At 69.8% G+C, this 22,471-nt stretch carries 16 protein-coding genes; 11 read left to right on the top strand and 5 right to left on the bottom strand.

Annotated elements, in window-relative coordinates; translation table 11 throughout:
- Window positions 1-7: 7 nt before the first annotated feature.
- From VT85_RS15810 to VT85_RS15795, 4 genes are all read right to left on the bottom strand, one after another.
- On the bottom strand, window positions 8-1,840 hold the full coding sequence (locus tag VT85_RS15810) for a carboxypeptidase regulatory-like domain-containing protein (RefSeq protein WP_197490780.1): 1,833 nt from the start codon (window positions 1,838-1,840) through the stop codon (window positions 8-10).
- Between the two features lie 255 nt (window positions 1,841-2,095).
- Entirely contained in the window at window positions 2,096-2,926 is an 831-nt protein-coding gene (locus tag VT85_RS15805; RefSeq protein WP_197490778.1) for a SirB1 family protein, read from the bottom strand.
- 20 nt (window positions 2,927-2,946) lie between these two features.
- On the bottom strand, window positions 2,947-3,936 hold the full coding sequence (locus tag VT85_RS15800) for a DMT family transporter (protein WP_082858637.1): 990 nt from the start codon (window positions 3,934-3,936) through the stop codon (window positions 2,947-2,949).
- 147 nt (window positions 3,937-4,083) lie between these two features.
- Entirely contained in the window at window positions 4,084-7,245 is a 3,162-nt protein-coding gene (locus tag VT85_RS15795; protein WP_068417165.1) for a HEAT repeat domain-containing protein, read from the bottom strand.
- 207 nt (window positions 7,246-7,452) lie between these two features.
- Here VT85_RS15795 and VT85_RS15790 point away from each other — a divergent pair, with 207 nt between their 5' ends.
- Window positions 7,453-7,806: a hypothetical protein gene (locus VT85_RS15790; RefSeq protein WP_068417162.1), complete on the top strand. Its 354-nt coding sequence runs from the start codon at window positions 7,453-7,455 to the stop codon at window positions 7,804-7,806.
- Between the two features lie 55 nt (window positions 7,807-7,861).
- On the opposite strand, the gene VT85_RS15785 is transcribed toward VT85_RS15790, so the two are convergent.
- On the bottom strand, window positions 7,862-12,283 hold the full coding sequence (locus VT85_RS15785) for an NPCBM/NEW2 domain-containing protein (protein WP_068417157.1): 4,422 nt from the start codon (window positions 12,281-12,283) through the stop codon (window positions 7,862-7,864).
- 680 nt (window positions 12,284-12,963) lie between these two features.
- Between VT85_RS15785 and VT85_RS15780 the strand changes: the two genes are divergently transcribed.
- The 10 genes from VT85_RS15780 (at window position 12,964) to def (ending at window position 22,448) form a co-directional block, all read left to right on the top strand.
- Window positions 12,964-13,590 carry an RNA polymerase sigma factor gene (locus VT85_RS15780; RefSeq protein WP_068422136.1) on the top strand — a complete coding sequence of 209 codons (627 nt, stop codon included), beginning with the start codon at window positions 12,964-12,966 and terminating at the stop codon, window positions 13,588-13,590.
- A 64-nt stretch (window positions 13,591-13,654) separates the two neighbouring features.
- Window positions 13,655-14,746, top strand: coding sequence for an anti-sigma factor family protein (locus tag VT85_RS15775; protein ID WP_068417153.1), 1,092 nt, complete (start codon window positions 13,655-13,657; stop codon window positions 14,744-14,746).
- 230 nt (window positions 14,747-14,976) lie between these two features.
- Window positions 14,977-15,729 (top strand): polyprenol monophosphomannose synthase, encoded by a 753-nt coding sequence (locus VT85_RS15770; protein ID WP_068417151.1) that lies wholly within the window; start codon window positions 14,977-14,979, stop codon window positions 15,727-15,729.
- A 46-nt stretch (window positions 15,730-15,775) separates the two neighbouring features.
- Window positions 15,776-16,237, top strand: a complete 462-nt coding sequence (locus VT85_RS29275; RefSeq protein WP_231871394.1) for an ATP-binding cassette domain-containing protein — start codon at window positions 15,776-15,778, stop codon at window positions 16,235-16,237.
- Window positions 16,238-16,260: 23 nt separating this feature from the next.
- Window positions 16,261-16,725 carry a hypothetical protein gene (locus VT85_RS29270; protein WP_231871393.1) on the top strand — a complete coding sequence of 155 codons (465 nt, stop codon included), beginning with the start codon at window positions 16,261-16,263 and terminating at the stop codon, window positions 16,723-16,725.
- A gap of 4 nt (window positions 16,726-16,729) precedes the next feature.
- Complete coding sequence (locus tag VT85_RS15760) at window positions 16,730-17,497, top strand: ABC transporter permease (protein WP_068417141.1); 768 nt, start codon at window positions 16,730-16,732, stop codon at window positions 17,495-17,497.
- Between the two features lie 34 nt (window positions 17,498-17,531).
- Window positions 17,532-19,256 carry a Gldg family protein gene (locus VT85_RS15755; RefSeq protein WP_068417138.1) on the top strand — a complete coding sequence of 575 codons (1,725 nt, stop codon included), beginning with the start codon at window positions 17,532-17,534 and terminating at the stop codon, window positions 19,254-19,256.
- Window positions 19,257-19,420: 164 nt separating this feature from the next.
- Window positions 19,421-19,798, top strand: a complete 378-nt coding sequence (locus VT85_RS28575; RefSeq protein ID WP_197490776.1) for a hypothetical protein — start codon at window positions 19,421-19,423, stop codon at window positions 19,796-19,798.
- Window positions 19,795-21,744 (top strand): DUF4340 domain-containing protein, encoded by a 1,950-nt coding sequence (locus VT85_RS15745; RefSeq protein ID WP_068417134.1) that lies wholly within the window; start codon window positions 19,795-19,797, stop codon window positions 21,742-21,744. Before VT85_RS28575 ends, VT85_RS15745 begins: the two co-directional genes overlap by 4 nt.
- 86 nt (window positions 21,745-21,830) lie before the next feature.
- A complete protein-coding gene (gene def / locus VT85_RS15740) occupies window positions 21,831-22,448 on the top strand; it encodes a peptide deformylase (protein ID WP_068417132.1) in 618 nt (205 codons plus the stop codon).
- The last annotated feature ends 23 nt before the right edge of the window (window positions 22,449-22,471 follow it).

Below are 22,471 nucleotides of genomic sequence, written 5' to 3'. Positions count from 1 at the left end.
GCCCGACTCAGCGCGTCGCCCTGCCGATGGGCTCGCGGCGGGCATAGGCCTTGCCGCCGTCGTGGTACTCGGCGATGGCGCGGTCGATGTTCGCGAGGGTCGCGTCGGTCGCCCCCTGCTCGCGGCGAAGGACGCGCCCCTCGCGATCGAGCAGGATCATCGTCGGGTAGAACTGGACCTGGAGCGCCTCGCGGATCGGGCAGTCGTCCTGGAAGCCGGTGACGAGGATCGGATACTCGATCTTCAGGGCCTCGGCGACCTCCTTGAGCTTGGGCAGCCGCTCCGGCCCCATCGTCTGCTCGTACGCCAGGCTGACGACTTGCAGTTTCTTCCCACCCAGCCGACTCTGAATCTCGTTGAGATGGGGGATCGACTTCCGACAGGGGGCGCACCAACTGCCCCAGAAGTCGAGCAGGATCAGGTCCGCGTCGAAGTCTCGGATCGAGACCAGCTTGCCGTCGATGTCCGGCAAGGCGAAATCGATCATCCGACGCTCATCGGGGTCGAAGTCGCAGTACGGACCGGTCCGCTCGGCCCGCGCCGACGTCGGCGCGGGCGTCGGTGCCGATTCTGGAGTCGGGGCCGAGGCCGGGGCCGGCCTGGCGGCGGCGGGCGATCGGGCCGCCAGCAAGGCGGGGCCGGCGCCCCGAACGGGGACGAACGGGGCGGGGCGGGCGGCCGGTGCCGTCGCCGTGGTCGCAGCGACGGTGGCCTTGGCCTGGGCCAACGACTCGTCCATCGGGATCGGGTCTTTCTGCGAGACGACCTCGGACCAGGTCGGGCGAGCCCGCTCCTCGGTCGGCGGCGAAGCGGCCGGGGGACGTCGCGCCGGATCCCTGCGGGAGCGGGCCTTCGGTGCCGCGGATGCGGGGGTCGGCTCGGCGTCGTCGAAGAGGAGCGGGCCGTAGCGGCCCTGGACGCGGCTCGCGCCTGGGATCAGGCCGTCGGGGAGGGTGCGAGGGGCCTCGGCCCCGAACTCCTCGTCGGCGGGGAACGCTTCGTCGTCGGTGCGGGCGCTGACCTGGCTGATCTCGCGAGCCGGAGGGAGCGGGTTCTCGCCGTCGTCGTCGATCTCGGCGGGTTCCGTCGACGGGGCGACCTCCGGGCTCGCTCCCGATTCCTTGCGAGTTCGGGACGAGCCGCCGGCGGACCAGCCTGCGGCCGGATCGTCGAATTCCTCGTCATCAGGCGCGGCGTCGAGCCGGGGCCGAACGGGCTTGGACCGCGAAGCCCTCGACGCTTCAGGTTCCTTCGCGTCCCAGTCGTCGACCTCCGGCTCCCCGGAGCGGGCGACGGACCTGACGTTGGAACGCCGAGCCGGATCGTCGGCGGCCGCCGTGCGGGAGGCGTCGCCGGTCCCGGCGTCGCGGGGGTGGAGGCTGATGCGCACGTCGGCGTCCGGCGCGTCGGCGTCGGCGCGGCCGGTCATCATCCCCTGCTCCGCCTGATACTCGGCGATCACCGTGTAGGTCGAGCCCGGCCGGAGTCCGCGGAGCGTGAACGCGCCGGAGCGGTCCGTGGTCGCGTGGACCGCCTTGCCCCCCGCCGCGCCGTTGAGGGCCAGGCGCACCACGGCGTTGCGGACCGGGTTCCCCTCCTCGTCGTAGACGCGCCCGGAGAGGCGGCCGGTGGAAGAAGCCCTCGGGACGTCGGGCGTCGTCGCCTCGGCGATCTGGGCCTCGTCCGGCAGGCCGGCGACGATGGAGAGCGGCCGGTCCCCCACGGTGGCCGTGGTCTTGACGTCCGAGGGGGCGACGGCGCGGAGGCCGCCGGTCTGCGAGCATCCGACGAGGAGCGATCCCAGCACGAGGAGTCCTGCCGCTCTTGGGGGGATGCGCATGATTCGGGGCCCTCCTCCTGGGCGGATCGGCATGGCGGCTCGGGCGGTCTCTCGCTCGCCCGGCGCGATCGTCCTGATCGGTCGGGGAGCCGTCCCGCCTCGTCGCCGTCGCTCAGTGGGTGCATCTCTCGGCGCGTTCACCCTCGGCGATCAACCGAATGGGTCTTCCTTCCGTTTCGGTCGCCCGTCGCGAGGGACTTTAGAGAATTCCGAGAATTTGTCGAGGACAAGCGGAAGGTCGACCCCGGCACCGTGTCAATTCCACTGGGCCACGACCGACCTGGCGCCGGAGAGGAGGGCCTGGACGGTCTCGGCGTCGTCGGCCTGGGGGCGGGACTTGAGGTACAGGGCGAGCGGGTCGATGGCCTCGCCGTGCCGCTCCACCTTGAGGTAGAGCATCCCCAGGTCGCGCAGCTCGCGAGGTTCGTCGGCGACGGCCGCAAGCCTGCGCTGGACCAAGAGGGCGGAGGGGACGTCGGATTCGGCCAGGTGGATGGTCTTGAGGTTCCGGAGGAGCCGGGCCGCCACCGCGGCGTCCGGGCTGGGATCGAACAGGTCGTCCGCCAGCGGTTCCTCCATCCCGGCCAGCTTGGCGATCCGACGCTCGCAGGCGGCCCGATCCAGGAACTCCCCGCCGTGGAACGGGTCGACGAACGTGGGCCCGTCCTCGTCCAACCGCAACATGAAATGCGCCGGGAGGCACACCGAGGAGAGCGCGACGCCCACGCGACCGGCGATCGCGCGATAGAGGATCGACAGACTGATCGGGATACCCGTCTTCCGGTCGAGCACCTCGTTCAGATAGCTGTTCCGGGGGTCGTAGTAGGCGTCTGCGTTGCCCGTGTAGCCCTCCTCGATGAAGAGGACCCAGTTGAGCTGGCCCAGGACCTTGCGGGCCGGAGCCGCCTTGCGGATGCGCGCGCGGACGCGCTCGGCCAAGGCGTCGATCCGGGCGATCTCGGCTTCCGGCTCCAACCCGGGATGGAAATCCCCGGCGATCTCGAACGCCACTCGCGCAAGGTCCACTCCCGGCTCGCCGCGGACGAGCCGCTCGAATTCCGGGCTCGATGGAAACGAAGTTCGCATGCAACCGCCCCTCATCCCGATCAGGTCCCGACGCTCGGCTTCGGAGCCGTCGGCTCGACGCCCCCGGCGATCGGCCGGTCCGTTTCCAGTTCCGTCGCGACTTCCAGTTCCATTTCCAGATCCGACCCCGGCCGCGGCCTGCGGGCGGCCCGAGACGTGACCCAGGCGGTCGGCCCCAGGACCATGGCGAACCCCAGGAGGCTGGAGGGGGTCAAGCGACGGCCTTGCAGGGTCACGTCGAAGACCAGGCCGAAGAGGACCTGGGTCAGGCTCAGGACGGCGATCTTCGCCGGCGGTCCCGACGCGTAAGCCTTGGTCAGGAGCACCTGGCCGAGAGTCCCGGAGATTCCCACGCCGAGCAGCAAGGCGATCGGCCCGATGTCGCGAGGGATGTCTGCGGAGGCCAGGGGGTGGGCGAACAGCAGCCAAAGCGCCAGCGAAAGACTGGCGAGGCCCGAGAAGTGCGCGACGACCGCGCGGGCGTCGACGTCCTTCAGCCGGTGCAGGCCCAGCATGGCGATCGCCGTCGTGACCGAGGCGACGAGCGCGATCAGCACCGCGCCCGAGTCGCCCCCCCCCGCCCCGTGGGGCTGCTGGATCACCGCCACGCCGAAGACACCGCAGACCACGCACGCCAGGTCGGTCAGCCGTCCCCCGCCCCCCCCCTTGAAGAACGTCGTCAGAACGATCCAGAGGGGATACGTGTTGGTCAGGGTCAGGACGTCGGCGACGGGGAGCCGCGTGAGGGCGTAGAACGTGCAAGCCACGCTGATCGTCCCCGCGATGCTCCGCCACCAGAGCGTCGGAGGCTTCCAGAAGACCAGCCTCGCCCCGCCCAGCAAGGCCAACGCCACGGAGAAGACGAAGGTGCAGAAGATGCGGATGAACGCGATCAGCAACCAGTCGCATCGCGATCCGACGGCGTGGGTCATCGCCCCCATCGACGCGAAGCAGAGCGCCGCCGAGATCATCCAGGCGGCGGGGAGCAGGCTGTTCGTGCGCTGACTCATCGAAATCCAGAAGAGGGCCCGGCCGTCGGACTCTCATCCGGCCCGGCTTCCCGAGGTGGGACCGATCGAAGCTCTTAATCGTTACCAGTCTAACAACAACCGTCGAGATTGTGACGGCCAATGCCGAGCCCCGGAGGTCTCGAAGGATCAATGCGCCGGGGATTCCGGCGCGATCGAGATCGAGACGACGAACCTCCAGGCCGCGACGCCCGGGCGGCTGATCGCGACCAGCCGATTGACCCCCGCGACCAGACTTGCGGCGAAATGGTCCGGAGAGTCCTGGGCGTCCGATCCGGGGGGCCTGACGGGCTGGCCGTTGAGGAAGACCTCGATCGGCCCGTCGGCCTCGACGAGCAGGATCGCGCGTCGGGCCTCGGTCGAGGTGAACTCGGCGTAGGCCGCCGCCGTCGAGGCGGGGTCGGGTCGGGGGGCCGTCGCGTCCTTCGAGCCCGGCGGTCCCAGGTCGACCACGCCGTCCCCGGACTCGGCGCCGGGGGCCCACCGGATCGGCCCTCCCGCCGCGCCGGGATACGATCGAGAGGCGTCGACGGCCCCTTCGCGACTCATCAAGGCGGGGGGCCGGGGGCCCAGCGGGCCCAGGACGTTCCAGCCGCGGACCGGCTCGAACTTCGCGAGGATTCGATCGAGGGCGAGCGCCGACCCGGCCGAGCCTTCCCCTTCGCGGGCCGTCCGACGCAGCTCGGGCTCGACCCGATCGCGGATCGCCAGCAGGGCGCGGACGGCCCCACGCCGCAGCGACGGGTCGGGATCGTCGAGCGCGGCGGTGTAGAGCGAGAGGGCTCGGGGGTCCGGCAGGGTGCAAAGGGCGTTCAGGACGGCGGTCCGATCCCCCCCCTCGACCTCCTTCGCCTTCTCGACGAGCCGCGGGACCGCTTCCCGGAGGTGCAGCGGCCCGGCGGCCAGATAGGCGGCGCGACGGACGTCGGGATCCTCGTCGTCCAGCTTCGCGAGGACCACGTCCTTGACCTCGGCGGGCAACGGCCGCGAGGGGTTCAGGCTCATCACCGCCGCCGCCCGGACGAGCGGGGATGCGTGATGCAGGAACCCCGCGAGATCGTTCGCGGGCAGGAAGCCGTCGCGAGCCAGGGCGGGGAGGGCCTTCGCCACGAGCGTCCCGGGGGCGTCCTCCTCGTACAGGACCGTCAGCCGAGCCCGGACGACGTCGCGCCCGCGGAGCGTGTTCAGCGAGTCCAGGGCCGCCGAGCGGACCGGCTCGGGCCGCGTGGGATCGACGACGATCGGCAGGAGGAGTCGGGTGGACGCGGCGTCGTTCAGGGAGCCGAGGGCCTCCACCAGCGCGGCCTGGTTGTCAGTCTCCGTCTCCTTGGGCAAGGCCTCCCGGAGCAAGGGCCCCGCCGCGGCGCCGACGGTCTGAAGCCCGAAGACAGCCTGATAGCGGACCGAGGCGTCGGCGTCCTTGAGCCCGATCTCCAGGCCCCGGAGCACCGCGGCCATCCCCTCCGGGTCCCAGTTCTCGGTCTTCCTGGGGATCATATCGCCGGGCGGGTTTTCTCCCGTCGATCGGCCTTCGGCTTCGGGATAGCGGAAGTACTGCGCCGCGAGGCAGGCGAGGATGCGACCGCGCACGGCGGGCTCGGCCGTCTTCTTCAGGGCCTCGACGAGCGAGGCGACGAGGGGGACCGACCAGGATTCGTCGGCCAGCAGCAAGGCGGCCTCGCGCCTCGACAGGTCCAGGAGGGCCGCGGTCAGGGCCTCGCGGTCGTTGCATCCCAGGTCGAGGATCGCCCGGCGGATCGACCACGCGGCGAAGCGGTCGGCGTCGCCCAGGGCCGCCAGGAGCGCCGGACCGGCGGAACGATCGCCCAGACGCCCGAGCGCGATCGCGACTTCGCGACGGACCGCGGGATCGCGATCGGCGAGCCGCTTCGTCAGGAGGTCATGCGCCGGCCTATCCCTGCGGAGTCCCGCGCTCCGCGCCGCCTGGAGTCTCACCTGCGGGGATTCGTCGGACAGGAGCGACCGGATCGCCCCCCGCGCCTCGTCCCCGCCGATCGCATCCAACGCCCAGATTGCGTGCAGGCGGCCGACGGCGGGCGCGTCGCGGCCGAGACGGCCGACCACTGCGGGGATCGCGGGGGGGCCGATCGCCGCGAGACGGTCTTGCGCTTCCAGACGAACCGAACGGGCCGGGTGATCCAGGGCCCCGACCCAGGAGTCGATCGAATCACCGCGCGGTCGGGGGGCGTCGGAGCTCAGGCCGTCGCCGACGTAGGCGAGGCGGTAGATCCGTCCCGTCGCGCCGTCGGCCCCGTCGCGGACGGACGCCTCGTCGACGATCCAGAAGCCGTCGCCGCCAGCCGCGATCGCGCGTGGGTGGAAGTCGGCGAGCGTCCCGCGCGTCGCCAGCGGGGTGCGTCTCGCCAGCGCGAAGCCGCCGCCGGCCTTGCGTAGCTCATGGCGGAAGACCGCCTGCCCCTCCGGCTCGCAGGCGACGAAATTGCCTCGGAATTCGTCGGGCAGACGTCCCTCGTCGTATGAGGTCCCCTGCCCCGCTCCTCGGCCTTCGAGCCTGGCGACCGCGGGCAAGGTGCGGAATTCGGCCGCGACGAACTGGCGAGGGTACCCGTAACGTCCCCCCGCGACGTGATGGATCAGGCGAAGCCCCCATCGCGGGTCGTCGGCGTCGCTCAAGGCGAACAGATCGTCGTTCGCGCCGACCGCCAGGGCCGAGGTCCGCGCGTCGCCCGTCGAGACGATTTCCAGGTCCGAGCCGTCGGGGCGGACCCGGATGACGCCGCCGGCGGACGTGCGGAGCGGATCGCCCCCTTTTCCGCGAGCCTGTGCGAGGCCCCTCGAACCGATCGCGAGATAGAGGAATCCATCCATCCCTCGTCGGAGCGCCCCAGCGCCCTGATCTTCGGCGGGGCCGAGGCCGGTGACGACGTCCTCGACGCGCTCGGCTCGGCCGTCGCCGTCCGCATCCCGGAACGCGGACAGGAGCGGAGGATGGACGATGTAGAGGACGTCGCCGACCCAGGCCAGGCCGGTGACGGGATTGAGGCCGTCGGCGAACGTCGTGATCGCCGCACCGTCGGCCTTGAGCACGACGCCGGGCGTCCCTGGTCCTGAAATCCTCGTCCGGCCGCCGATGAAGGCGAGATCGCCCGGCCCGACGGCCATCGTCGTCGGGGCGAAGTGTTCCGGCGTCCGCCCGACCAGTTCGACGGCCCAACCATCGGCCGCCGAGGGGAGATCCGGCGCCCCGGCGGCCTCCGAGACGGCGACGGCGAGCGCGAACAGGACCGCGAACCCGATCGGACTCCTCATCGCGATCACCCTCCCTGGATGGGGCCGCCCCGGCCGACGCCCGAACGCTCTGGCGAGAGTCGGCCTCGTCGATCAGAATAGGCGGACCGGATCGCGGCGGATGTTACCCCCTTTCCGAATCCACCTCAATCGAAAGAAGAAGCCCCGTCGACGCCCGCGAGGCTCTCGCGGACCCCGACGGGGCCTGATCCGACGAGGAGTTCGACCGTGTCATCGAGTCCCGCCATCGTCCCGAAGCCTTCTTCCGGGCTCAAGAACCCCAGCTACCCCGATCGGACGCACTTCGGCGAGCGCTCCTCGCTGGAAGCCAGGCTGAAGTCCTGCGATGAGAAGCTGGGGGCCGTCCGTCGGAAGCTGGGGCTGCTCGCGAGCCATCCCCGACGGGCCGATTACGAGAAGATCTATCACCAGTTGCTAGGCGCCCGGGATCAGTTCGTCAACGCCTCCTACCGGATGCCGCGCGAGGCGGGCGAGCTCTACCATGAAGACCGCGAACGGCTGGAGGCCGCCGAGCGAGCCTTCGCCTTCATCCACCGCCGCTGGGACGCGGTCGTATCCTGAACGAGGATCCGGCCCCTCCGCCCGGCGACGCCGAGACGGAGGGGCCGCGCCCGGCTCAGTCGATGAAGACGCCGCTGACCACGGCGTTCTCCAGGCCTAGCCGGCTCACCCGAAACTGCACGCTGCCGGCCACCTCCCACGTCAGGTAGACCCCGCCGTTGAACTTCGACAGCTCCTGCACGTCGATCACCCGGCCCGTCGCCTTGTCGATCACCTCGATCCGCTGCGACCGCGTGTTCGAGTACCAGTCGACCATGTACAGCGACACCCGGCGGGGCTGGCCGTCGCCCAGCGTCACGTCGATCGTGAACTCGCTCCCGGCCCAGGTCGACGCCTGACGCTTCGTGCCGTCCGCCGTCGTCAACGCCCGCACGTCGGTCGTGTTCGACGTCCAGATGGTCGACGAGCCCCCCCCGAAGGCGACCGAAGTCGACGGCGGCAGGGCCGACGGGTTGTTCACCACGAAACTCCCGCCGCCTCCGTACATCCCGGTCCAGTCCCCCCTCGTCGTCGCGTCCTGCACCACGCCCGGGGCCGTTTCCGGAGCCGGTCCTGGAGCCGGCGCGGTGGTGGACGCGGGGTCGATGAAGACGCCGCTGACCACGGCATTCTCCAGGCCTAGCCGGCTCACCCGGAACTGCACGCTGCCGGCCACCTCCCACGTCAGGTAGACCCCGCCGTTGAACTTCGACAGCTCCTGCACGTCGATCACCCGGCCCGTCGCCTTGTCGATCACCTCGATCCGCTGCGACCGCGTGTTCGAGTACCAGTCGACCATGTACAGCGACACCCGGCGGGGCTGGCCGTCGCCCAGCGTCACGTCGATCGTGAACTCGCTCCCGGCCCAGGTCGACGCCTGACGCTTGGTGCCGTCCGCCGTCGTCAACGCCCGCACGTCGGTCGTGCTCGACGTCCAGATGGTCGACGAGCCCCCCCTGAAGGCGACCGAAGTCGACGGCGGCAGGGTCGACGGGTTGTTCACCACGAAACTCCCGCCGCTTCCGTAGGCCCCGGTCCAGTCCCCCTTCGTCGTCGCGTCCCGCACCACGCCCGGGGCCGGGGCCGGATCCGGATTCGGCTTCGGAGCGGGATCTGGATCCGGTGTCGGGGTCGGATCCGGAGCGGTGGTGGGCGCGGGGTCGATGAAGACGCCGCTGATGGCGGTGCTGGGCCCCGCGAGCTTGATGATGCGGAACTGCACGCGGCCGGAGACGTTCCACTTCAGGTAGACGCCGTCGGTGAACGACGAGATCCGACGCGAGTCGATGACCTTGCCGGTGGCGACGTCGACCACGTCGATGCGCTGGATCCGCCCCACGTCATCCCAATCCAGCGCGTAAAGCGTGACCTGATGAGTCTTGCCGTCGGTCAGGTTGACGTCGATATTGAAATCGGTCCAGTTCTTCCAGACCGAGCCCTGTCGCGTGGTCCCGGCGGCCGTCTGGAGAAAACGCGGGTCGGTCGTGCTCGTGCCGAACGATCTCAAGAGGCCCGCGGGTACGCTGACCTGTGCGAAGGAGGGAAGGCCCACGGAGCTGTCGGGCATGAGGTATCCTTCCGAGCCGTATTCGCCCTTCCAGGCCCCCTTCGAGTCCGAGTCGCTCCCCGCATACGCCGGGCTGACCTCGTCGAAAAAGACCCCGCCGATCACGGCGTCATAGCCGGCCACCTTCGTGACGCGGAACTGGACGTGGCCGGAGACGCTCCATCTCAGGTAGCGCCCGTCGCTGAACGAGGAGATCTCGCGCGAGTCGAGGACCTCGCCGGTGGCCGCGTCCAGGACGTCGATGCGCTGGACGCGGCTTGCGCCGGACCAGTCCACGGCGTACAGCGAGACCAGATGCGTCTCGCCGTCGGTCAGGTCGACGTTGATCGTGAACTGCCTGCCGTACCAGGTCGTCGCCGTCCGAAGATTGCTGCTGTCGTACCTCAACTTCTGGAGCGCGCGGGTGTCCGGCGTGGCGCGGCTCCAGGAGACGACGGTCGCGCCGGAGAGGGTCACGTTCGCGTACGACGGGTAGGACCCGTAAGCATCGGCCACGACGGAACCGCTGAATCCGTAGACTCCCTTCCAACTCCCCGAGGTCTGCGGGTCGGACTCGAAGAAGGTCGCCTGGGCCTGCGACGTCGGCTCGGCCACCTTGATCGCGGCGCTCCGCACGGCCGCGGCTCCGCTCGCGTCGACGGCCCGAACCGAGACCGTGTACTCGCCGTTCCCGGCCGGGACGAAGATGAAGGACTCGGCGCTCGTCGTGGAGATCGTCGCGCCGTCCTTGGTCACGGTCCAGGTCAGCCGGGGGGCGGACTGGGCTGCGACCAGGCGGGCCTGGGCCCAGTCGGCGGGAATCTTGACGTTCTGACCGGCCGGCGTGGAGACGATCAGGGAGAGGCTGGAGACCCCCGCGACGTCGACTTCGATCGGCAGGGCGACGCCGGCCCGCATCACGGGCGAGGTGTATAGCACCCGGCCGTCGCCGACGACCTGGAAGGTGGCCTGGCCGGCGTTGGCGCCGACGCGGTCGTCCACTCCGATGATCGCCGCGAAGCTCGTGTAGAGCCGGTCGATCGGCAGGACGATCGTCGAGCTGCTGGAGACCCCCAGGCCCTTGGCGTGGGAGACCCCGCCGAGCTTCATGACGCCCGTGCCGTATCCGCCGTTGAAGACGCCGTTCTTCACGTAAGAGCCGCCGTCGACGGTCGCCGAGGCGATGGTCGCGTCCGCCAGGGCTTTCTGCCCGGAGACCGAGAATTCGACCGGGCCCGTCGCCGTCGTCGTGGCCGGCCGCAACGCCACGGCGATCTCGACCGCCTGAGCCGCCGTCAGCGAGCCGGCGTCCAGGTTCTTGAGCAGCAGGGCGAGGTCCGCCGCGTCGACCTTGCGGTCGTGGTTGAAGTCCCCCTGCTGCCACCACAGCTCGGTCCGGTTGAAATTCGCCTGGACGATCTGGAAGTCGGCGAAGTCCACATTGCCGTCGAGGTCGGCGTCGCCCGGCTGGAGCAGGAGGCTCATGACCGCGTCCCACCGCTGGGAGCCCGGCGAGTCGACCTGGGGCTTGAGCCCCCAGAACTCGCTGGTCAGCGTGTAGAACGTCATCTGCCGACCGCCCAGCGCCGCGAACGTCTGGTAGTAGTTTCGATACAGGTCGTACATCCGCGGGTCGTTCAGGGCCGCGCGCTTGGCGTTATAGTTGTAGTTGAACGAGTAGTGCTGGCCCCCTTCATAGGTGTCGAGCGGCAGGCCGAAGGCGGCCGCCGCCTGGACGTTCCCCTGGATCGTCGTGGCGACGTTCGCAAGCTTCTGCTCCATCGAGGTGAGCAAGTCCGAGGGGTTCGTCGAGTAGCGGTCCAGGGTCGCGTCGACGGGCATGTAAGGCGCGATCGCCGTGGACGTGATGTACTGCCTGGGGTCGCCGTAGACGCGCTGAATCGCCTGGAGGCCGGCGGTGAGGTGGGACGGATACGCGGCCCAACTGGCGAACACCGGCATCACGCGGGACGAGTCCGACCCGAACACCCCGCGGAAGATCTGGCCGAGGCGGACGGTCTGCAGCGCGGTCTCCTGGGCGATCATCGACGTATTCCCGCCGGCGAGGACGCGGGGGTCCGCCTTGGCCTTCGCCAGGACCTGGGGATACGCCTTGAAGATCGTGTTCCAGGTCTCGTTGCTGTACTCGACGTAGACCTTCAGGCCCGGGTCGAGCTCGGTCCGAAGCAGCGTCGCCAGGTTCGTGACGAACTCGTCGTCGGCCAGGGCCGGGATCGTGAGCCACATGTCCTTGCCGGAGAGGTTGGCGAGCTGGATGGCCTCCTCGTAGGAGACGCTCCGCTGCGAGCCGGTCTTGAAGAAGTCGTCCGGCCGGCTGCGATCGGACCACTTCGAGACGACGCTGTCGTTGGTCCCGGTCCAGTCCAGGAAGCGGATGTAGTCGAAGGGCTGGAGCGAGGCCAGGAACTCCGACGTGTAGAGCCGGCTGCCGTCCGTCGGCGCGCCCGGGGCCCAGATGTGAAGGTCGTGCCAGGGGTCGTTCGCATCGGCCGCCAGGACGGTCATGCCCAGGGTGCGGGCCGCGTTCGGGTCGCTCCCGGCCTGGACGATCACGGTCCCCCGCGTGATCCCGTCCGACCCCTTGACCATCGGGGCCGCGAGCTCGCCGACGCCCCAGAACTCCAGCGTGGCGGTCCCCGCGAAACTCACCTGATAGGCGCCGTCGGGATAGTAGTCCAGCTTCGCCGACGCGGAAGCGGGGGCGAGGGCGTACCCCTCCTCGGTCGTCGGGATCGTCTTGTCGATCTGCCAGTATTTCGAACGGTCCGCGAGGCCCCACCCCCCCATGGACTTCTGGATGTCGGTCCAGAACGCCTCCGGTATGTAGTCCGCGTTGACCGGAAGGTTCACGCCGGTGCCGCTCAGGAGCGCGCGGCGCTCCATCTGATCGAAGCCCGGCCGATAGCCGGACCGCCGCCTGGGTTTCGTCATCTCGTCCTCGTCGTGGATCGATTGGTGCGGATCATCGCGGAGGCGCCCATCGTCGGGCGGACGACGAACCCCGAACGGGGCCCGCGTCGTCTTCCAGCCGGCGTCGTCGACCGGCGTGTGGGTCGGGGCGCACGAAGGACCGTACGGCGTCGGTCGGCCGCTTCATGCATGAGAACACTAAATAATGTGGATTAATTTTGCTCGCCGGTTGGCGCATGAGGAGTCTAGCAGCCTTGCAGACTTTGACAAGAACATGAAACATTTTGTCGATCCGTGCTTACATTGATCACCGCGCGCGGCGGCGGGGCGGCCGGACCTCCCTCCCTCGACGAGCGCCCGAATGGCCTCCAAGTCCGTCGAAAATGCTGCGACGAACCGTTCCCAAGCCGGCCGAAACGTTCGGACGGGGCGCCGTTCCGATCCGCATGGACCGGCTTGTCTTATTATGACCTGATATCGACATGAATCCGACGCGAGGGCCGTGGGCCCCGTCGACGGGACGGGGGGTCTTCTCGGCCCCCTCGGGTTCGGCGATAATGGCGGAGGAGACCGTCCGCCCCCTGCCGGCCGCCCTCCTCGTCGGCCTCCCGAGGCTCGAGGCCGACTCGGAGGCGGCGCGGCGCCCGGGCGGCGGGAAATTCCGGGAACCATCAGGCGATCGGGAGCGTCCAAGGGTCCAAATGACGCGGAATCTCGACGACTCCAGTCTTGTGCAAGCCTGTCGAGCCGGCGACGCCGAAGCCTACGGCGTGCTGGTCGAACGCTGCCAGGGCCGCCTCTATCCGATGGTGCTCCGCCTCGTCGGGTCGCCGGAGGACGCGCAGGACGTGCTCCAGGACGCCTTCGTCCGAGGTTTCGAGAAGCTTGACCAGTACCAGGGGGGGAGCGCCTTCTCTACGTGGATGTACCGGATCGCCGTCAACCTCGCGATGAGCCGACTGAGGAAAGGCCGCCTCCGCCGGGCCTTGAGGCTGCTGGCCCCAGGACGGGGCCGGCCGGCCCTGGACCCCGCCGACGAGTCCCCGTCGAGCGTCCCCTCGTACGCCGTCGAACGCGCCGAGCGGGAGGCCCTGATCGAGGCGGCGCTCGCCGCCCTGGAGCCCGACCACCGCGCGGTGGTGGTCCTCAAGGACTTCGAAGGCCGTCGCTACGAGGAGATCGGCGAGTTGCTGGACATCCCCGTAGGGACCGTGCGGAGCCGACTCCACCGGGCCCGCCAGCAGCTGCGGCGGCGGCTCCGCCCCCTGGTCGACGACGAGTCCCCGGTCGAATCCAGCCTCCCCGACGTCGAGCAGGCCCTCTCCTGATCTGACCCGGGCGTCCCGCGGCGGGCGCCCCCGGAACCGAATCCCGTCGACCCCTGAAATCATCATGAGCGACGAACTGGAATCCCTGCTGTCGGCCTATCTCGACGACGAACTCGACCCGGACGAGAAGCGGGCGGCGGCGGCGTCGCTGGCGTCGAATCCCGAGAAGGCGAAAGAATTTCGCTCGCTCGTCAGGGTCCATGAGCTGATCAACGGCCTCTCCCGCCCCCCCGGTCGCGACCTCGCGCCGGAGGTCCTGCAAAGGCTGGCCGCCTCCTCGCCCCCGACGTGGCGAAGCGGTCCCTCGGCCCGTCTCCGCAGGTTCTCCCCGGCCTATCGGGCGGGCCTGGCCGCCGCCGTGGTCCTGATTTCTTTCCTGGGGATGCGGACCGCGATCCAGCCCCCGGCCCCGCAGGCTCCGCGTCACCCGGGTGCGGCCGCACCTTCGCTTCACACGGCCGAGGATTCCTCCCGCCCGTCCGCTTCGGATCCGGTCGGCCCCCCCGCGATCCTCGCCGCGACGACTCCGAACGGCCCGGAAGCCGACCTGCCGGGTCCACCCGTGCTGACGGCGCCCGCCGTGGATCGTCCTCGTCTGATCGCGACCGATCTGCTGGCCCGCTCCGGCCCCCACCGCATATTCCTCGTGTCCGGCGGCGACGGTCGTCCCGCCCGCGCCGAAGTCGCATCCATGCTCGGATTGTCGTCGCATCGCGACTTCTACCGGTTCGAGCTCCCGCGTGAAGGCGCGGCCGACCTCTCGTCGGCCGATTCGGTCGTTTATGCGGCCGAGTTGGACCGCGACGAGCTCACGACGCTCCGCAATCGACTCGCGTCCGCCTTCCCCGGTCGTCTTGACGAAGGCGAGGCGTCCACCTCGCTGATGACCGAGCTGGCCGATCTGGGCCGGACGACCACCCTGCGGGCCGAGCCCGCGGCCGAGGTCCATTTCCCCCAGACGAAGATGGCGCTCCGAACTCCCACGGACCCACAATCGACGGGGAGCGGAACGGTCGCCCCTGGCTCGGACCCGATCCGCCCCGAGGATGGCGTCGCCGCGAGCGATCCGGTCGGTCCCCCCGCCCTCCCCAGAATTCGCACCGAAGCCCCCTCCTCCGTCATCCTCATCTGGATTCTCGATCCATCCGGAGAGTGACCCGGCGGTCCGCTTCACTGATCAGGGCATCCGGCGCAAACCGGCGTCGCTCCATCGGATGCAGCTTGACTTCCCCTGTTCGCGGACTACAACCCCAGGTGGGTGGAGCGAACACGCGACGGTCGGCGCATCCGTCTTCCCCGCCGGGTCCTGATGAGTCATACTGAGCGTCGCCCCCGGGCCAGGGCGCCGACGCCCTGGCATCGGCTGCGTTCGGAGGGTTATCGGTCGTGTCCAATCCACAAGCGGCTCCGGGACAGAGCGCCCCTCGGGTCGTCGTCTCACTGGCGACCTACAACGAGGCCGAGAACGTCGCGCCGCTCATCGAAGCGATCCGCGACTTCGCGCCCGACGCCGCCGTCCTGGTCATCGACGACAATTCCCCCGACGGCACCGGCAAGATCGCCGACGAGGTCTCGGCTCGCCTCAAGGACGTCGACGTCATCCATCGCAGCGGAAAACTGGGCCTGGGAACCGCCACCCTAGAAGCCATTTCCTACGCGATTCAGAACAATTACGACTATCTTTTAAACATGGACGCCGATTTTAGCCATCCGCCCCGATTCATCCCGGCGATCCTCGCAGGGATGAAAGATCATGACGTCATGATTGGTTCCAGGTACGTTCCGGGCGGCGGCGTCGAGGGTGGCTTCAACCTCAAGCGAAAGTTCATGAGCAGCGGGATCAACTTGTATGCACGCACTTTCCTGGGCTTGAGGACGCGTGACAACAGTGGTGCCTTCCGCTGCTATCGGGTCTCGAAGCTGGCCCAGATCGACTATGCGAAGGTCAAGTCGCGGGGATACTCGTTCCAGGAGGAGATCCTCTTCTGGTGCAAGCAGGTCGGCTGCCGATTCGGCGAGACGCCGATCCTGTTCGAGAACCGGCGGGCGGGGATCTCGAAAATCAACTCGCGCGAGGCCGTCACCGCGCTCTGGATCATCTTCCGCCTGGGGGTGGGTCGGCTCCTCGGCCGCGTCTGAGCCGGCGGCGAAGATCGGGCGAGCGGCGGAGGAGGCGGGTGGCGCGATGATCGAGGTGCAAGGGCTTTCGAGGAGTTACGGGCCGGTTCGGGCCCTGGATCGGATCTCCTTCGAATTGGGTCGCGGCGAAGTCGCCGGCCTGCTCGGCCCCAACGGGGCGGGCAAGACCACGACCATGCGCATCCTGACGACCTACCTCGCCCCCAGCGGCGGCCGGGCCGTCCTCTGTGGTCGCGACGTGCTCGACGAGCCCCTGGAAGTCCGTCGCAAGGTGGGCTACCTCCCGGAGAACGTCCCGTTGTACGGCGAGATGCGGGTGCGCGAGTTGTTGAACTTCCGCGCCAAGCTCAAGGACGTCCCCCGTTCCGGGCGTCGGCGGGCGGTCGGCGAGGCGATCGCCCGGTGCCGGCTGGCCGAGGTCGAGGACCGGCCGATCGGCAAGCTCTCGCGGGGTTCCGCCAGCGGGTCGGCCTGGCCGACGCGATCGTCCACGACCCGCCGATCCTGATCCTCGACGAGCCGACGGCGGGAATGGACCCGATCCAGGTCCGCGAGGTCCGCGCCCTGATCCGCGAGCTGGGCGAGCGTCACACCGTGCTCCTCTCCACGCACATCATGTCGGAGGTGGAGGCGGTCTGCGGGCGAGTCATCATCATCGCACAGGGTCGGATCGCCCTGGACGGCCGCCTGGAGGACCTGCGCGACGACCACGGCCTGCTGGTGGAGGCGCGAGGCCCCGCAGAGGCGATCCGCAAGACTCTCACGGCCGTCCCCGGCGTGGCCAGGGTCCGGCTCGCGGCCGACCGCGACGGCGTGGCCGCTTTCGATGTGGCGACGAAGGACGGCGAAGACCCTCGCGAGACGATCGCCTCGCGGCTCGCCGCCAACGGCTGGCCGCTGCGGGCGCTCGAGGCCCGTCGCCGCTCGCTGGAAGAGCGGTTCGTCGAGGCCGTGTCCCGATCGAGCCTCGACGCCCTGGATCGGGAGGCCGGCTGAACCGATGCGCCACGTCCCCACCCTCCTGGCCCGCGAGCTGGGCGCCTACTTCCTGGGCCCGACCGCCTTCCTGGTGCTCCTGGGCTTCCAGGTGGTCGCCTTCCTGAACTTCTGGGAGCTGGTCGAATCCCTGGCCCGCCCCCAGATCGAGTTCTCCAGCCTGCGCGACCCGATGAGCGCCTACATCTCGGGGAGCACGCCGTTCTGGTTCGCGATCCTCGTCGCCGTGCCGCTCCTGACGATGCGGCTGCTGGCCGAGGAGAACCGCTCGGGGACGATCGAGACCCTGGTGACCCTGCCGATCACCGAGGGGGAGATCGTGGTCTCCAAGTGGCTGGCCGGCGTGGTCATGTATCTGGTGCTCCTCGTCCCCTTCGCCCTGTACCTGCCGTTCCTTTATTACCAGGGGAAGTACGAGTTCGACGTGGGCCCGCTCTTGAGCCTGGGCGTGGGCCTGACGACGATGGGGATGATGTTCGTGGCGATCGGCCTGCTGTTCAGCTCCCTGACGCGCAATCAGGTGGTGGCCGCCGTCTGGACGTTCGTGACGCTCTTCGTGCTGGTGGTGATGACGCTCCTGCTGGTCGATTTCCTGTCGGCCAGGCGGATGTCGGGCTGGGCGAACGCGGCGCGACACGTCGCGGTCCTGCACCAGATCCACGGCTTCGCGCTGGGGCGATTCGACGTCAGGACGATCGCGCTGCACCTCTCCGCCTGCATCTTCCTGCTGTATGCGACGACGATGCTCCTCGCCGCCCGGCGAGGACGCTGAGTCGATCCGTCTCGACGGGGGCCGCCGAGTGACGATGCCGTCCAACCTTTCGATGATTCTGGGCCGCGCCGAGGTCTGGGTCGGCCTCGCCGCGTTGGGGGGCTTCCTCGTACTCTTCTGGACCCTGCGCGGGGCCCCTCCCGGCCTCTCGGCGGGGAAGGACGACGAGGAAGGGGCGCCGGCGGCGGCCTACCGCGATCGGGTGATCGCCGGCGTGGCGACCGGCCTGCTCCTGATCCTGCTGGGCGCGGCGCTGGCGGCCTTCAAGGGGGTCCTTTGGTCGCTCCCCGTCTTCGCCCTGGGCTTCGGCCTGGTGACGACCCTGATCGTGGTCAACGAGCGCTACCGGCACGTCAGCCCGGCGCTGCGGCGGACGGTCGCGATCTCGCGGGCGGTCCTCAACACGGCGCTGGTGGCCGGCATCCTGATCGTGGCGAACGTCACGGCGTTCCGCTACGGCGGCCGCGAGATCGACCTGACGCGGGAACGCGCCTACTCGCTGTCCACCCTCAGCCGCAACCAGGCCGAGACGCTGGAGCGGCCGGTGACGTTCCACCTCGTCCACGGCCGGAGCGCCCTGGCGCGTCGGCAGTTCGACCGGGTCTGGCAACTCCTGGAGTTGTACCGCGCGGCCCGTCCCGACCTCGTCCGGGTCGAGCGGCTCGACCGCTACGCCGAACTCTCGCGAGCCGACGACCTGGCCCGACGCGCCCCCGAGCTGGCGGTCATGCAAGGGGGCGGCGTCCTGATCGAGTACGGCGAGGGAGACGCCGCACGATTCGTCGGGATCAGCAATCAAGAGATGTTCGAACGCCCCCCGACCGACCCCCGAAACCCCGGCGCGGGCCGGTACGAGTCGGCCTTCAAGGGGGAAGACGCCGTGACCTCGGCGCTCATCAGGCTCCGCGAAGGGAAGACGGCGAAGGTCGCGTTCACCGTCGGCCACGGCGAATCCGGCTCCGGCCGACTCCCGACCGACGGTTCCGGGATCGACGCCTGGAAGGCGAGACTCGCCTCGAACGGATGCGAGATCGTCGAGATCAACCTTTTGGAGGCGCCCATCCCCGAGGAAGTCGAGCTGGTGATCCTCGCCGGCCCGAAGGAGCCGTTCAAGCCCCAGGAGATCGCCCGCCTGCAAGCCTACGCGGACCGGCGCAAGCCCGTCCTCGCCTGCCTTGGAAACGCAGCCCCCTCGGGGCTCGACGACTTCCTCAAGTCGTTCAACCTGGAGCTGGGCCAGGGGGAGTTGGTCGACCCCCGGCTGAACCTGAACGGGCAGCTCTCGTTCGTCTTCTGCCTGGTCGAGCCGGGGCTGAGCCATCCGGTAGTCAGGGGCCTGGGCACCGACCGCGCGGTGCTGGTCGTCAACGCCGCGCCGATCCATTTCGTGGGGACGAAGGGGGCCGCGAACGCGGACCCGGCGGCGGTGAACCCGCGCATGATCCCCACGCCGATCCTGCGCAGCGGCCCCGGATCCTGGGCCGAGAAGACGGCCGCCTCGCCGCCGACGCTCGACAAGGAGGACGAGCCCGGCCCGATCGTCGTCGCCGCCGCCGTCTCCGAGCGGCCGACCGACCCGGCGGCCTCGGGCCCGTCCGAGCCCAAACCGCGCCTGGTGCTCGTCTCCAGCATGGGGGCGGGGGACGACGCCGTCCAGGCCCTGGAACCGACCAATCTCGACCTGTTGATGAACGCCGCGAGCTGGCTGCGCGGCCGGGAGGATTCGGTGGGCGTCCCCCCAAGATCCACGCGGCGCTGACCTTGACCGTCGACCCTGGCTTGCGGTGGCGCCTGATCCTCGCCCCCACGGTCGTCTCGATGGCCGCCGTCGCCGGGCTGGGCCTCCTCGTCTACTACGTCCGCCAGGAATGAGGCGGGGAGACGCGACGCGAGGTGGGAGGCCGACCGACTCGACGGGGAATCATGAAAACACCAAGATCGACTTATCTCCTCATCGGATTCTTCCTCGGTTCGCTGCTCCTGCTCTGGGGCATGGAGCGCGCGGGTGTGCTGACGGAGGCGGAACGCGCCCGCCGTCGCGATCGCGTGCTGCCGGACCTCGTGGACCTGAAGGAGTCCGACGTCCGGCGGGTCGAGATCGATCGCGGGACGGATCGGCTGGTCTTCGAGCGTCACGGCCCCCGCGCCTGGTTGATCCGCGAACCCTACGCGGTCGACGCCGCCGCCGAGGACGTGGAAAGCCTCATCACCGCCCTGAAGGGGCTGCGGAGGTCGCCCGAGGCCGGCGCGGTCGAGGGGCCGGCGGCGAGCTTCGGCCTGGCCCCCCCGCCGCCGTCGTGAGGCTCTGGACCGACGGCGGGACGGCGTCGCCGATCGCGACCCTGGAGCTCGGCCGGACGATCCAGGACGAGCGGTTCGTCCGCGCGGGCGCGGACGCCGCCGTCGAGGTCGTGGCGAGGAAGCCTCTGGCGGCGGTGGACCGGCCGGTCGGCGAATGGCGGGAGACGGCGCTCGTGCCGGCCTCCCTGTTCCCGATCGCATCAGTTTCCATCCGCCGACCGGGAGTGGACGCGACGGTCGAGCGGGGCGAGCGAGGCTCCTGGCGGCTGACCGCGCCGGTCGAGTTCCCGGCCGACGCCGCCCGGGTCGAGCGGCTGCTCGGTCTCGTCGGCTCCCTGCGGGTCGACCCCGAGGCGGGGGGGTTCGTCGCCCAGGGGATCGAGGATTTCGCCCCTTTCGGCCTCGCCCCGCCGGCGGCGTCGATCGAGTTGAAGGCCGTTGCGACCGGTGCCGATCCCGTGGTCCTCGACATCGGCGGCTCTCCCCCGGATCACCCCGACCGGGTCTACGTCCGCAAGGCGGGGCGTGACGCCGTCGTCGCCGTCGACGGCAAATTCCTCGCCGAGATCCCAGCCGACCTGAAAGCCCTGCGGAGCCGCCGAATCGCCGCGATCAATCCGGCGGCCGTGCGTCGGATCGAGATCGACTCGCCCCTGGGCCTCTTCGGGATCGAACTCGACAAGATCGGCTGGTCCCTGACCGCCCCGGCCGCGGCCCGTGCGGATCGGGGACAGGTCGAGACGTTGCTGAAGCGGGTCGAGGAGTTGCAGGCGACCGAGTTTTTCGATCCCGCCGCCGTCCCCGATTCGGGCGTCGAAACGCCCTCGGTCCGGTTGCGGATCTGGCAGGAATCGCCGAACCTCGCCGGGGGCGCGGCCTCGACGGCGGGGGAGCCGACTTTCGCCCTGGACCTCGGCCGGCACGATCTCCTGCGAAAGGTCGTCTTTGCGAGAACGGCCGGCGACACGGCGATCCTCGCGCTCCCCGAGGCCGTCCTCTCCGCGCTCCCCTCGTCGTCGTTCGCCTTCCGCGACCTCGACCTGCCGGCGGTCTCGCCGACGAGCGTCGTGCGGCTCACGATCGTCCGTCCCGCCCGGACGACGGTCCTCGAACCGGGCGATCCGTCCGGGGCCCCCAATCGCTGGCGGATGATCGAGCCGGTCCGGGCCGAGGCCGACGCCCAGGCGGTCACGGCCGCCCTGGCCCGCCTCGCCGGCCTCCGCGCAGGGGCGTTCGTCGCGGACGCCCGGGGCGATCTCGGCCGGTTCGGCCTGACCTCTCCCTTGCTGGAAGTCGTCTGGGAGACCCGGTCGTCCGGCGAGACCCCAGGCGCAGGCCCTCAGAGTCTCCGCATCGGCGCGGCCGTCCCGGATGATCCGGGGAAGCGCTATGGGACGATGAGCGACTTCCCCGCCGTCTTCACGATCGACGCCGCGAGCCTGATCCCGTTCACGATCGAGTTCCACGAGACCCGCGTCCTCGCTTTCCGCCCCGAATCGGTTCGCCGCCTGGTTCTCCGCACCGAGACCCAGACGCATGCCTATTCGCGAAGGCGACAGCCCCAGGGGGTCCCCGCCGACTGGTCGGCGGAACCGGGAACGTCTTCGAGGGGGGTGGATCTCTCGAAGTTCAACAACCTGATCGAGGGCCTCTCCGAACTCCGCGCCGAGAGGTTCATCACGTACGAGGGGGCCTTCCCCCCCGGCCTCGGCCTGGGCTCGCCCCGGTTCACCATCGAGGTGGACTTCGGCGATGAGACGCCCCCGACGCGGCTCCGCTTCGGCGCCTCGCTCGGCGGGGTCTACGTCTGCGCCGCCACGGGCGACGGCGAATCCGGGCCCGTCTTCACGCTTCCGGCGCCGGTGTGGGAAGCCTTGCTTCAGAGCGTCGAAGGGGGCCTTCCCCCCATCCCCGCCGACTTCTTCGCCCCGATGCCGGGGGGATGATCGCGGAAGCCCTGATGATGCCGCGGGGCCGTCTGATCTATAATATTCCAGGTCTCGATTCATCCGCCCGCGTCGGAGCCCGTGTCGTGCTGCATATCGTGAAGTTCCCGCATCCCGCCCTCCGATACGCGTCCCGCCCCGTCGAGCGGATCGACGACGACCTGCGCGCCGTCGTCCGCGAGATGTTCACGCTGATGTACGAGGCTCGGGGCGTCGGCCTGGCTGCGAATCAGGTCGCGCTCCCCTTCCGCTTCTTCATCCTGAACGTCACCGCCGACCCCGAGCAGAAAGACCAGGAGTTGGTCTTCATCAATCCCGAGATCGTCAAGCGGCACTCGTGGGACGACGACGAAGAGGGCTGCCTGAGCCTCCCCGGCCTCTATTCCAAGGTTCGCCGACCCAAGAAGATCCGGGTCCGCGCGTTCAACCTCGCCGGTGAGCAGATCGAGGTCGAGGGGGACGAGCTGTTCGGCCGCGCTATCCAGCATGAGACCGACCACCTCGACGGCAAGCTGTTCATCGACTACCTCGGCCCTCTCGCCCGTCACGGCGTCAAAGGCAAGCTCCGCGAGTTCGAGTCGGAGTTCCGGCAAGCCCAGAAGGAAGGGCGTTACGCCTCGGACGAGGAGATCGTCAAGGGGCTCGACGCCGCGCCGGCCCCCTCCCCCGGCGAGCCGGCGGCGCCGGCTCCGACCGACGCCTGACCTACTCGTCGAGACGCCCCCCG

Origin of the sequence: Planctomyces sp. SH-PL62 (assembly GCF_001610895.1) — a bacterium.
Taxonomy (GTDB): domain Bacteria; phylum Planctomycetota; class Planctomycetia; order Isosphaerales; family Isosphaeraceae; genus Paludisphaera.
This window is presented reverse-complemented; position numbering and strand designations above follow the sequence as displayed.

Bases quoted from the DNA above. Each gene is read 5' to 3' on its own strand.
- VT85_RS15810 (WP_197490780.1), bottom strand. From the start codon at position 1,840: ATGCGCATCCCCCCAAGAGCGGCAGGACTCCTCGTGCTGGGATCGCTC.
- VT85_RS15805 (WP_197490778.1), bottom strand. From the start codon at position 2,926: ATGCGAACTTCGTTTCCATCGAGCCCGGAATTCGAGCGGCTCGTCCGC.
- VT85_RS15800 (WP_082858637.1), bottom strand. From the start codon at position 3,936: ATGAGTCAGCGCACGAACAGCCTGCTCCCCGCCGCCTGGATGATCTCG.
- VT85_RS15795 (WP_068417165.1), bottom strand. From the start codon at position 7,245: ATGAGGAGTCCGATCGGGTTCGCGGTCCTGTTCGCGCTCGCCGTCGCC.
- VT85_RS15785 (WP_068417157.1), bottom strand. From the start codon at position 12,283: ATGACGAAACCCAGGCGGCGGTCCGGCTATCGGCCGGGCTTCGATCAG.
- VT85_RS15780 (WP_068422136.1), top strand. From the start codon at position 12,964: ATGACGCGGAATCTCGACGACTCCAGTCTTGTGCAAGCCTGTCGAGCC.
- VT85_RS15775 (WP_068417153.1), top strand. From the start codon at position 13,655: ATGAGCGACGAACTGGAATCCCTGCTGTCGGCCTATCTCGACGACGAA.
- VT85_RS29275 (WP_231871394.1), top strand. From the start codon at position 15,776: ATGATCGAGGTGCAAGGGCTTTCGAGGAGTTACGGGCCGGTTCGGGCC.
- VT85_RS29270 (WP_231871393.1), top strand. From the start codon at position 16,261: ATGGACCCGATCCAGGTCCGCGAGGTCCGCGCCCTGATCCGCGAGCTG.
- VT85_RS15760 (WP_068417141.1), top strand. From the start codon at position 16,730: ATGCGCCACGTCCCCACCCTCCTGGCCCGCGAGCTGGGCGCCTACTTC.
- VT85_RS15755 (WP_068417138.1), top strand. From the start codon at position 17,532: ATGCCGTCCAACCTTTCGATGATTCTGGGCCGCGCCGAGGTCTGGGTC.
- VT85_RS28575 (WP_197490776.1), top strand. From the start codon at position 19,421: ATGAAAACACCAAGATCGACTTATCTCCTCATCGGATTCTTCCTCGGT.